This is a genomic window from Clostridium cellulovorans 743B (genome assembly GCF_000145275.1).
GTDB classification, from domain to species: domain Bacteria; phylum Bacillota; class Clostridia; order Clostridiales; family Clostridiaceae; genus Clostridium_K; species Clostridium_K cellulovorans.
The window spans coordinates 2,183,233-2,196,127 of sequence record NC_014393.1; the positions used below are offsets into that span (position 1 = coordinate 2,183,233).

A 12,895-nucleotide genomic window follows, 5' to 3' on the forward strand; every position below is an offset into this window, starting at 1 on the left:
TATATTTTTTTGTTTTACGAATACCACAGGTTTTACCTGTGGTTCTAAAAAGCTTCTAGCGATGAGTAGAAAAAAAGAATACCTCCAATGTAAAATGGTAGTAGGTTTGCCGACCACAACCAAAAGTACAAAGGAGGTATATCCGTAATGGATAATAGTAGTTTAGCACATAGTAAATGGAATTGTAAATATCACATAGTCTTCGCACCAAAGTATAGGAGACAAATCATATATGGAAAAATAAAAGCGGATATAGGGGTAATACTTAGAAAGTTATGTGAACATAAAGGAGTAGAAATTATTGAAGCAAATGCATGTAAGGATCATATACATATGCTTGTAAGTATACCTCCGAAGTTAAGTGTCTCTCAGTTTATGGGGTATTTGAAAGGTAAGAGTTCATTGATGATTTTTGACAGGCATGCAAATTTGAAATATAAATATGGGAATAGGCAATTTTGGTGTAAAGGCTATTACGTTGATACAGTTGGAAGAAACAAAAAGATAATAGAAGAATACATAAAGAATCAAATACAGGAAGATTTAGCATATGAACAAATGAGCTTGAAAGAATTTATTGACCCGTTTACGGGTGAATCAGTAAACAAAGGCAAAAAATAAAGCACCTTTTAGGTGCAGCCAGTAAAGGTATGCGGTTGGCAAACCGCTCAATGTGCGAGTAGCACGGCCAGTAACATGCCCTTATAGGGCTAAAGCAAACCACCCGTTTGACGGGTGGTCCTGATTTCATTAAGTAAAACATTATTTAATGAGGTGCTTATTGATTTAACTAGAAAATTAAAGGGAGGTATATTTTGCTAAAATTTATTTTGGGAAGAAGCGGAAGTGGAAAGAGTTGTAGTATATTCGAAGAAATAAAAAAAATTTTAATTAAGGATAAAAACCAAAAAATATTTATGATTGTCCCAGATCAATTCTATTTTACTGCAGAAAAAAACCTGTTAGAGTTTCTAGGAGAAGAATTATGTGACAAGGTGGATGTTTTAACTTTTAAAAAGCTTGGTTATAGAGTTTTTGATCAAGTTGGAGGGGTTAGCAAAAAACATCTAGATGATGCTGGTAGGTCTATGCTCCTATATAAAATTTTAGAGGAGAACAAAAAAGAGTTAAAATATTTTTCAACTATATCAAACCAAAAAGGTTTTGTTAGTATTTTAGGTGATATAGTCAGTGAATTGAAAAATTATGATATTACTACAGAAACGCTTAAAGAACTATACAGTAAAATAGAAGATAATAAAGGATTAAAAGATAAGCTTTATGATATCTCTCTTATATATGAAAAGTTGAGAGCGGCAATGGAAGAGAAGTATTTAGATCTTGAGGATGAACTTTCAATTCTTTATGGAAAACTAGATGAGTATAGAGATATTAATAATGCTTATGTTTATTTTGACGAGTTTTCATCTTTTACAACTCTTCAATATAACATAATAGAAAAAATTCTCTTAAAGGCAAAGGTATTATCTATATCTTTGATACATTCAAGTCAATATATCAAGAGTAATTCTGATGGGAAAATTGAAAGTTATTCCAATGAGGGTGATGTATTCTCAGTAACTAGTAAAACAATTAATAAGCTTATTGACATAGCGAGAAAGATAAACAGCCCTTTAGAATATAAAGAAATAGAATATAAGAAAATAAAAAGATTCAATAATCAAGAATTGATTCATTTAGAAAAAAATTTATATGCTTATCCACATGAAGAATACGAAGAAAAAACGAAAAAAATCAATATCAATATAAATGTAAATAGCTTTAATGAAATAGAGGAAGTTGCTAAAGGCATTTTAGAAGCAGTAAGAGATAGAGACTTTAGATATCGTGATATTGCAGTTGTAACAAGAAATTTAGATAGTTATGATGAAATGATAAAGGCTATTTTTAATGAATATAATATTCCATATTTCATTGACAAGAAAAAAGAAATTGAAAGCAACAAATTGATTGTGTTTTTAAAATCTGCTTTGGAAATCATCTCTAAAAATTGGAGTGAGGAAGCGGTATTTAAATATCTTAAAAGTGATCTTACGAGCCTTTCAAGAGAACAAGTGGACTTATTGGAAAACTATGCTCTTGCTAATGGTATAAGAGGAAAACGAAAATGGACTAAGGAAACTTGGGATTATGACTTTCCAAAAGAGTTATCTGGCGGTAAAGAGAAAGAAGAAATTTTAGAAGAGATTAATGAATTAAAAGCCCAAGTAGTTAATCCTTTATTAAAGCTTTATGATATATCAATCTCCAAAGCAAAGGTAAAGGAAATTTCTAAAATCATTTTTCAGTTTTTGCAACAGGTTGGGGCTTTTGAAAAAATTGAAAATTGGATACAAGGATTTAGAACTGAAGGAAAACAACTTTTAGCCAATGAGTATAGTCAAATATGGAATTTGATAATAGAAACTTTAGATATGTTAGTTGAAGTTCTTGGTGATGCAGAGATGTCTTTGGAGGAATACGAAAAAATTCTTAGTATTGGCTTTGAAGAGAATAAGATGGGACTGATACCTGCAACCATAGATCAAGTACTTGTGGGAAGTGTAGAAAGATCAAAAACTAATGGTGTAAAAATCTTATATATAATAGGAGTAAATGATGGTGTATTCCCAAGAAGTGTTAGTGATGAGGGGATACTCAATGATGAAGATAGAACTGTATTAATGGAAAATGGAATTACTCTTGCTAGTACTACTAGAGCTGCTGCTTTTGAGGAACAGTTTTTAGTTTATGAAACTTTTACTGCAGCTAGCGATGAAATTATAATTTCTTATCCAATAGCTGACTTTGAAGGAAAAGCACTTAGACCTTCAATATTAGTATCAAGGTTAAAAAATATTTTTAAGAAAATTACAATTAAAAGTGATATTTTAGATGTTGTTTCTATGGAAAAGGTTACTCTTCCTATGCCAACCTTTAATCAAATGATTTCCGCTATAAGGGCAAAGATGGAAGGTGCAGAAATATCAGAGTATTGGTCTGAGGTTTATAAATGGTATCATGACCAAGAGGAGTATAAACTTTTAAAAGACAGAATAATGAGAGGTTTTTATTATTCTAATCAAGGAGTAATAAAAAACAAAGAAAAAATAAAGAAGCTTTATGGAGAAGACTATAGTGTGTCACGATTTGAGACCTATGTTAATTGCCCTTTTAGTTATTTTGTAAATTATGGACTTAAGGCTAAAGAAAGAAAACTTTATAATCTCACGACATTAGATAAAGGAACTTTTCTTCATAATGTTATAGAAAATTTTTGTATAAGTGTTATAAAAGAGCATGCTTCCTTTGAAAATATAGATGAGGATTTTTGTCAGCAGTTTTCAGATAAGGTTTTAAAAGAGACATTAAAAATAGATAATTCTGTTTTAAATAGTTCAAATAGATATCAATATATGGCCAATAGACTTAAAAAGGTTTTAGTGAGAACTCTTATTACAATAACAAGGCAGATAAATAATAGTGACTTTAAACCTATAAGTTTCGAAGCTGAATTTGATGATAACAGAGAGTTTAGACCAATAGAAATCTCTTTAAAGGATGGAACTAAAGCAAAAATAAAAGGTAAGATTGATAGAATAGATATTTTGAAAAAAGATGATGAGTTATATATAAGAATAATTGACTATAAATCTAGTAGTAAAACAATAAACTTAAAGGATGTATATTATGGTGCTCAGCTTCAATTATTAGTATATCTAGATGCTATTTTATCTTATGAGGAAGAGGAAAAGCATGAGAAATCAATGCCAGGTGCTATTTTTTATTATAAGATAGAAAATCCTATAGTATCAAAAAAACAAAAACTCTCAGATGAAGAAATAGAAGAGGCTATTACGGAGAACTTAAAATTAAAAGGATTAATATTAAGAGATTCAGAAATAGCTAAAGCTATGGATAAAGAGCTAAAAGAAGGAGAAGGTTCTAAGATTATTCCTGTGACTTTAAAAAAGGATGGTCAATTAAAGGAAAGTACTTCTATAGCTACAAAAGAAGAGTTTGATATCTTAAGGAACCATGTTAAAAAGAAGCTTAAGGAAATTCTTGAAAATATGATTAATGGGGATATATCCATAGCTCCAAGAAAGCAAAAGGAAAGAACTAGTTGTGATTATTGTAAGTATAGTACTGTTTGTCAGTTTGATACAACTTTTTATGATAATGGTTATAAAAAGGAAGAAAATCTGCGAGAATCAGAAATTTGGGCAAGATTAAAAGAGGAGTGTGGTAATTTTGAAGAACATAGGGACTAGAAAATGGACTGAGGAACAAAAGGCAGCCATTGATACCCATGGAGTAAACCTTCTTGTTGCCGCTGCTGCTGGCTCCGGAAAGACGGCAGTATTAGTTGAAAGAATTATTGAACTAGTATCCAATAAAGAAGCAAAGACAGATATAGATAAGCTTTTGGTAGTAACGTTTACAAAAGCTGCAGCTGCTGAAATGAGAGAAAGAATAGGAAATGCATTAGCAGAAAAAATAAGTGAAAATCCTGATGATACTCATTTACATAGACAATTGGTGCTTTTAAATAAAGCAAATATTACAACTATGCATTCCTTTTGCCAAAGTCTTATTAAGAATTATTTTCATAAGCTTGATATAGATCCTGCCTTTAGGATAGGTGATGCTACAGAAATAGAACTTTTACTTCTTGAAACCATAGAAGAAGTATTAGAGGAATGTTATAAGGAAGAAAATATAACTATAGGTTTTCAAAGATTAGTGGAGGGCTATGGTAAAAATGAAGATGATAAATCCGTTCAAGATGTGATCATAAGGCTTTATAGATTTGTAATGGCTATGCCATGGCCAGAAAGTTACCTTGAAAAGGTTGTAGAAGCATATAGAGCCTTCGAGGAAACATCTCCATTTAAGACTTCTTTTGAGAATAGTGAATTTTCAAAGGAAATATGTAAAATTGTATATGACAAGGTGGAGCCGGACTTAAAAACTCTTAGGATATTGATTAGAGAAGTTGAAGCCCAGGAATCAATAAATCCAAACCTACCACTTTTAATTAAAGAAGAGGCTTATCTTTCTAATATAGTAAAAAATTCAAAAGAAGGATATGAAGCTTTAAGAAATATTCTTATGTCAGTAGAATTTGGGAGATTATCTACGAAAAAGACTTCTATACTTATCGAAACAAAAGAGCAGATGAAAAATGTGAGAGATCAATATAAAGAGACGATTTCTTCTATAATCGAGGACTTTTTTTATGATGATATAGAAGCTATTAACGAAGAATTTAGATTTATAGCCCCTATTATAAGTATATTAAAAGAGATTTTAATTTCAGTTATTCATACTTTTAAGGAAAAAAAACGGTCAAAAGGGATTATTGATTTTAACGATATGGAGCATTATGTTTTAGAACTTCTATGTACTAAAAATGATAAAGATGAAACAGTTCCTACAGAAGTAGCTTTAGAAATAAGGCGTAAATTTGAAGAAATAATGATCGATGAATATCAGGACAGTAGCTTTATACAAGAAGAAATTATGACCACCATATCAAGAAAAGATGAGGCTGTACCTAATATGTTCATGGTGGGAGATGTAAAACAAAGTATATATAAGTTCCGACAAGCAAAGCCTGAACTTTTTCTAGAAAAATATGAAACCTATGAAGAGTTAGATGGGGCGAGAAACAGGAAAATACTTTTATATAAGAATTTTAGAAGTAGAAAAGAAATTTTAGATGGAACCAATTTTATTTTTAAAAGTATAATGTCAAAGGAATTAGGAGAACTGGAATACACAGATAAGGAAGCTTTAAATTTAGGCGCTGATTACGTTACCTTTGAAGACGAAAGCCTTACCTTTGCAGAACCTATTGATGTAATTATTTTTGAAAAGCCTTCAGGAAATATTGAAATCCAGAAAGACACTGATGAAGATGCAGAGGATCTAGAAGAAATAAATGAGTTTCAAATGGAGGCTAAAATAATTGGAGCAGAAATCAAAAAAATCATGGGTAGGGAAGCTGGATATAGAAGAAAAAAAGTTTTTGATAAAGGGTCATATAGGGACGTTGAGTACAAAGATATAGTGATTCTTTTAAGGAGCACAGTAAATAGAACAGATGTGTTCTTAGAGGAACTAAAAAATCTTGAAATACCAGTATATGCAGATAGTACTTCAGGATTTTTTGATAATATTGAAGTAAAAACGATATTAGCATTACTTCAAGTTATAGATAATCCAAAACAAGATATTCCTCTTTTGGCAGTACTAAGATCACCAATTGGTGGTTTTTCAGATGATGAATTAATCGACATTAAGATTTCTATGGATAAAGAATATTGTTATTTTTTTGACAAGCTTAGTAATTATTGTGTAGTTGGAAGTGACAATGATTTAAGAGAAAAGACAAAAGCATTTTTAAGACGACTTAATGATTATAGATCAAAATCATTACATTTATCTTTAGTAGAGTTAATTTGGTTTTTATTTACTGATACAGGTTATTTAGCTTTTGTTGGAACTTTACCTAATGGAATGCAAAGACAAGGAAACTTAAGAATATTGTTTCATAGAGCAAAGCAATATGAAGCTACTAGCTATAGAGGTTTATTTAATTTTATAAACTTTATGGAGAAGATGAAAAACACAAGTAGCGATTTAGGGGATGCAAAACTCTTAGGAGAAAATGATAATGTTGTTAGAATTATGACCATTCATAAAAGTAAAGGTTTGGAGTTTCCTGTCGTTTTTCTTGCTTCTACTTCAAAACGGTTTAATAATAGAGAGCTAAATAATGAATTCCTATTTCATCATAATTTCGGTATTGGAATAAAATATACAGATTTCGAAAAAAGGATATCATATTCCTCTATTTTGAGGAATCTAATACAAGAAAAGATGAAGATTGAAAATTATTCTGAGGAAATGAGAGTCTTATATGTAGCATTAACAAGAGCTAAAGAAAAGCTGATAATAACTGGTGGGGTAAAAGAAATAGAGAAATCTATAAGAAAATGGGCCTTAAGTTGTGAAACTCAACAACATCAGGAGAACTTTTTTATAAATAGTTTAGAACAATGTGAGGAAGATGATAAAGTAAATAGTAACTCTTTAATAGAAAGTTCCTTAGAAGAAAAAATTTCAAAGGATATAATTATAAAAGCAAATAGCTATTTAGATTGGATAGTTTTTGCTCTTATGAGACATAAGTCAACAAATGAAATAAGAGAATTATATAATATCCATTGTAGTCCTTTAGTTTTGACAAATTCACCTTCAAAATGGAATATAAAGCTTTTAAATAGTGAAGATATTTTAGCGTTCAAGAAGAATGGTGCTCTTGATGATCAAATGGATTCAAGAGAGCAGCTATTTCAAAAAATAATTGAGGAAATAAGTGAAAAGGACACTGATCAGTATAAAGCTGAAATCCAAAGAAGACTTTCTTTTAAATATAAATATTCTGTAGCTACAGAAATACCATCGCTTCTTTCAGTAACAGAAATAAAAAGAAGGTTTAATGATATAAACCAAGGTGGAGAAGATATATATATTCCGAAGTTGTTAAAAACCCCAAGATTCTTAGAAGAAGAGAAAGCACTAACATCAGCTGAGAGAGGTACAATTGTTCATTTAGTTATGCAACACTTGGATTTAAATAGAGCATTAACAATGGAGAGCATAAATGAACAAATTTCTGAAATGATTAAAAGAGAGTTTATTAATGAAAAAGAAGCAAAAGTTGTTGATATAAGAAAGATTTTAAGATTCTTTTCTTCTACTATAGGTCTAAGAATGCTTAGAGCAGATAAAATATATAGAGAATATCCATTTAAGATTAGGGTTAAAAGTAATGAAATATTAAAGCTATCTAAAAGTGATGATGAGAATGAGGATATTATTGTTCAAGGGGTTATTGACACTATTTTTGTAGAAAATGATGAAATTGTTATAATTGACTATAAAAATGATTATGTAAATGATAATATAGTAGATACCATTAAAACTCAGTATAAGACGCAACTAAATTATTATAAAATTGCAGCTGAGAAAATTTTAAATAAAAGAGTTAAGAATATATATTTATATCTTTTTTATTCTGGTGAGGTTTTGGAGTATGATTTTTAGCTTTTAGGAGGTATAGGATTGAGTATTAGTGATTTTCAATCAGGAAAAAAGGTCGATGATTATTTTGTTATAAAATCAGTAAGCGTAAAAATATCCACTGCTAATAATAATAGGTATTTGGATTTTATATTTGTTGATAGCACAGGAGAAATAAATGGGAAATTGTGGAAGTGTACTGATGAAGATATTGAAGAGCTAAAGGAAAATTTAATGGTGAAGGTAAAAGGGTCAGTAATTGACTGGCAGGGAACTCTTCAACTTAGAATAGATAAAATAAGAAAGACTAACACAAGTGACAATGTTGATATTGGAGACTTTGTACCATCTGCACCTTATAAAAAGGAGGAGATGTATGAAGTTTTAATTCAGTACATAGGAAAAGTTAAAAATAAAGAGATTAAAGAACTTTTATCATATATGATTGATGAAAAAAAAGAAAAGCTTTTAGTTCATCCTGCAGCGATGAAAAATCATCACTCAATAAGATCAGGGCTTCTATACCATACAACCACTATGCTTAGAGCAGGAGAAAAAATTTGCGAGATCTATGATTTTTTAGACAGTGATTTAGTTTATGCAGGTGTTATTCTTCATGATCTTTTGAAAATAGATGAGATGGAAGCATCTTCTTTAGGAATAGTTTCAGATTATACTCTTGAAGGGCAACTTTTAGGGCATATTATTCAAGGAGTTAAAGCTATTGAAGTAGTTGGAGAAATGATGGGAGCCGATAAAGAAATAATCTCGGTTCTGCAACATTTGGTGCTTTGTCATCATTATGAGCCAGAGTATGGTAGTCCTAAAAAACCTATGTTACCAGAAGGGGAAGTATTACATTTCCTAGATGACTTAGATGCAAAACTTTTTGATATGAAAAAAGCATTAGCTTCAACAGAAAAGGGAACATTTAGTGAAAGTATTTGGTCCTTAGATAAACGAAGAGTATACAAAAAGAAATTCTAAAAAGCAGCCTACTAACAAAGATTAAAATTAATTAATGTTTTGTTAGTAGGTTTATTTATATATAAATTTCAAAAATGCTTCTACATTAAACCGATATATAGATAATAAAGTAACCTGTTGTGCTAGCAGATAAGTTTTCATTAAAAGGATATTTATACCATGATTTTAGGCAGTCCTATCCTATTGTCTCATATACTGTTTTTGGAAATTATTATCCGAATACTAATTCTTTAATCTTTGATATTTCTATACCTATATTAAAAAATTTATTTATAAAATAGCAAAGATTATGAGCTAATATTTTATTTGATATTCTTGTGGCAAATCCCCAAGTTGATTTTGTAAGAACCCTCTGCATATTTAATTGCTCGGAGAGCTGAGAAAAAGTAGTTTCTACTCTACGACGAGCCTTGAATATCAACTGCCTAAAAGGTTTTAAAAGTTTAGTTTTACTATTGTTACGATTTATTGTTAAAAGACGAATGTACCTTGTTTCTTTTAATTGCGAAGCAACTTTTTGACCTATATATCCTTTATCACCTATTAGTATATCAATCTCTGAATTAGCTGTGAGTTCCCAGACGACATCTCTGTCATCAATATTTGCTGCTGTTACAGTAAAATCTGTGATATAGCCATCGAGGGCTACTAAAGCATGTAATTTGAATCCATAATATGTTTCTTTTTTCGAAGCGCATCGCCCGTAGGCAGCCTCCGGCTTAAAAGCTTTATGGAAATGAGCTCTCCCAAACTTACACACAGGAATTGGCATACTATCTGCAATTCTCATTCGGTCATATTGATAGTTAAGAAATTTCGTTAACTCTTTACGAATTTCATCAATGACTCGAAATAATGACTTTCTAACTCTATGAAACCTCGGCCTACTACAAAAGTTGGGAAATAAGTCTCGTAGGTTTTTAGAGCAAAATCCAAACCATGCTTTTTCAGAGTCAATGGTTAAGAGTTCACCTACTAAAGAAATCGTAATTATTTCGCTATCAGTCATTACTGATTTAGCGATGTTACGACGATTTTTAATAAATGTTGGAGTTACTTTTTGGTAAAAGTCATCAATTATAACATAAGTGACAACAATAAAATCTTTTAAGTCATTTATTGTTATGGTAGAATCTTTATTAAACTCTGGCATATAGGTTAGCCTCCTATCATTAGATTAGTGGTGTTTTTTAATGATAGGTTAGCAAATATGCTGGAGTTTTTCTATTTGTAAGTATTGCCAGCGTATTTAACTAGCACAACGGGTTAAAGTAATTTAGATTTTTAATCAGAATATAGAGAGTATAAAAAATAATGTATATAAATAAAATAATTAGAGGATAATTATTATTAGTAAATAATTCTTCTGAATAAGTATTTACAATATGTAGTTAATGATGGTATAATTTATATACAAAGTATACATTCTTGGTGCTATTTATATAGTAAATTAAACCCTAAAACGTAAAAATGTCTTTATTTAGACATGCAGTTTGTGTTATAATAGTTTTGCCTAGTATGTTAATTATTTAACATATACTTTATTTAATAAAAAGTACCAAGGATTTAAAAGGAGGAAATTAAATTGTTTGAACAATGGAATGGATTTAAAGAAGGTTTATGGTGTGAAGAAATTAATGTAAGAAACTTCATACAAAAGAACTATGTAGCTTATGAAGGTAATGAAGATTTCTTAGCTCCAATAAGCCCAAAAACAAAAAGCGTATGGGAAAAAGCTGAAGCATTAATAATAGAAGAAATCAAAAAAGGAATTATCGATGTTGATACTGAAAAAGTCTCAGGAATAGACAGCTTTGGTGCTGGTTACATTGATAAAGACAATGAAGTAATAGTTGGATACCAAACAGATGCTCCATTAAAGAGAATGATGAATCCTTTTGGTGGATTAAGAATGGTTGAACAATCATTAGAAGCTTATGGATACGAAATGGATGCAAATGTAAACAAATACTTCCGTATGTTTAGAAAAACTCATAATGATGGAGTATTCGATGCTTACACAGACGAAATGAGAACTGCTAGAAGTGTTGGTTTAATGACTGGTCTTCCAGATGCTTATGGTAGAGGAAGAATCATAGGTGACTACAGAAGAATAGCTCTATATGGTATAGACTATTTAGTTGCACAAAAGAAGGCTGATCTTAAAGCATTAACAGGCCATGCTTCAGATGAAACAATCAGACACAGAGAAGAAGTAAGCATGCAAATCAGAGCTTTAGATGCTATTAAGAGAATGGCTGCTAGCTACGGATATGATATATCAAAACCAGCAACAAATGCTAAAGAAGCTGTACAATTCTTATACTTCGGATATTTAGCTGCTGTTAAAGAAAATAATGGTGCTGCAATGTCTCTAGGAAGAAACACTGCTTTCCTTGATATCTATATAGAAAGAGATTTAAACAACGGTGTTATCACTGAATTAGAAGCTCAAGAAATCATTGACCAATTCGTAATCAAATTAAGAATGGTTAGACATTTAAGAACTCCTGAATACAATGACTTATTTGGTGGAGATCCAAACTGGGTAACTGAATCAATTGGTGGTATGTCAATCAATGGTAAAACGTTAGTTACAAAGACTGCTTATAGATTCCTTCATACATTAACAAACTTAGGACCAGCTCCAGAACCAAATATGACAGTACTTTGGAGCCAAAGTTTACCAGAAGATTTCAAAAAATATTGTGCTAAAATGTCAATAGCTACGGACGCTATCCAATATGAAAATGATGACTTAATGAGAGACATTTATGGCGATGACTATGCTATAGCATGTTGTGTATCTGCTATGGAAGTTGGTAAGAGAATGCAATTCTTCGGAGCTAGAGTTAACATAGCTAAGTCTCTATTAATGGCATTAAACGGTGGTTTAGATGAAAAGAGAGGCGTTAAAGTTGTTGATGGCGTTCCAGCTATGACTGATGAAGTTTTAGACTACGCTAAAGTTAAAAAAGCATACTTTGATGTACTTGAAAAAGTTGCAGCATTATATGTTAACACAATGAACACTATCCACTACATGCACGATAAATATGCTTATGAAGCTGGACAACTTGCTCTTCATGATACAGATGTAAAATACTTCATGGCATTTGGTGTTGCGGGTGTGTCTGTTGTTGCTGACTCATTAAGCGCTATTAAATATGCTAAGGTTACTCCAATCAGAAATGAAGCTGGAATAACAGTTGACTTCAAAATCGAAGGAGACTTCCCTAAATACGGTAATGACGACGATAGAGTTGACGATTTAGCTGTAGAAGTTGTTACTAAGTTCTCTAATGAGCTTAAGAAACACCCAGCATACAAGAATGCTGAACACACTTTATCAGTATTAACTATAACTTCAAACGTTGTTTATGGTAAGAAAACAGGAGCTACTCCAGACGGAAGAGTTGCAGGAGAAGCATTTGCTCCAGGAGCTAACCCAATGCACGGAAGAGATGCTAACGGTGCTTTAGCTTCATTAAACTCAGTTGCTAAAATCCCTTACAGAAACGTTTGTCAAGACGGTGTATCAAACACATTCTCAATCATACCAAATGCCCTTGGTAAGGATGAAGAAAGCAAGAAAGCTAACTTAGCATCATTAATGGATGGATATTTTGCTCAAGGAGCATTCCACTTAAATGTTAATGTATTAAACAGAGATACATTAATAGATGCTATGGAAAATCCAGAAAAATACCCAACATTAACAATCAGAGTATCTGGTTACGCAGTTCACTTTAACAGACTTTCAAAAGAGCAACAATTAGAAGTTATCAAGAGAACATTCCACGAAAGCATGTAA

Annotated in this window: 6 protein-coding genes; 5 read left to right on the forward strand and 1 reads right to left on the reverse strand. The window is 30.9% G+C overall.

Annotated elements, in window-relative coordinates:
* Nucleotides 1-147: 147 nt before the first annotated feature.
* The 4 genes from tnpA to CLOCEL_RS09080 all read left to right on the forward strand — a co-directional run bounded on the left by tnpA (nucleotide 148) and on the right by CLOCEL_RS09080 (nucleotide 9,081).
* The gene (tnpA, locus tag CLOCEL_RS09065) at nucleotides 148-621 is read left to right on the forward strand and encodes an IS200/IS605 family transposase (RefSeq protein WP_013291570.1); all 474 of its coding nucleotides are present in this window, start codon (nucleotides 148-150) and stop codon (nucleotides 619-621) included.
* Between the two features lie 194 nt (nucleotides 622-815).
* Nucleotides 816-4,274: a helicase-exonuclease AddAB subunit AddB gene (gene addB / locus CLOCEL_RS09070; RefSeq protein ID WP_010077235.1), complete on the forward strand. Its 3,459-nt coding sequence runs from the start codon at nucleotides 816-818 to the stop codon at nucleotides 4,272-4,274.
* Nucleotides 4,246-8,118 (forward strand): helicase-exonuclease AddAB subunit AddA, encoded by a 3,873-nt coding sequence (gene addA / locus CLOCEL_RS09075; RefSeq protein WP_242655241.1) that lies wholly within the window; start codon nucleotides 4,246-4,248, stop codon nucleotides 8,116-8,118. Before addB ends, addA begins: the two co-directional genes overlap by 29 nt.
* Nucleotides 8,119-8,136: 18 nt before the next feature.
* Nucleotides 8,137-9,081, forward strand: coding sequence for a 3'-5' exoribonuclease YhaM family protein (locus tag CLOCEL_RS09080; RefSeq protein WP_010077233.1), 945 nt, complete (start codon nucleotides 8,137-8,139; stop codon nucleotides 9,079-9,081).
* A 211-nt stretch (nucleotides 9,082-9,292) separates the two neighbouring features.
* Here the strand turns inward: CLOCEL_RS09080 and CLOCEL_RS09085 are convergent, their stop codons facing one another.
* Nucleotides 9,293-10,234, reverse strand: coding sequence for an IS982 family transposase (locus tag CLOCEL_RS09085; protein ID WP_010077629.1), 942 nt, complete (start codon nucleotides 10,232-10,234; stop codon nucleotides 9,293-9,295).
* Between the two features lie 432 nt (nucleotides 10,235-10,666).
* On the opposite strand from CLOCEL_RS09085, the gene pflB reads away from it, so the two are divergent.
* Nucleotides 10,667-12,895 carry a formate C-acetyltransferase gene (gene pflB / locus CLOCEL_RS09090; RefSeq protein ID WP_010077232.1) on the forward strand — a complete coding sequence of 743 codons (2,229 nt, stop codon included), beginning with the start codon at nucleotides 10,667-10,669 and terminating at the stop codon, nucleotides 12,893-12,895.

Coding starts and splice junctions, on each gene's coding strand:
- tnpA (WP_013291570.1), top strand. CDS start 148: ATGGATAATAGTAGTTTAGCACATAGTAAATGGAATTGTAAATATCAC.
- CLOCEL_RS09085 (WP_010077629.1), bottom strand. CDS start 10,234: ATGCCAGAGTTTAATAAAGATTCTACCATAACAATAAATGACTTAAAA.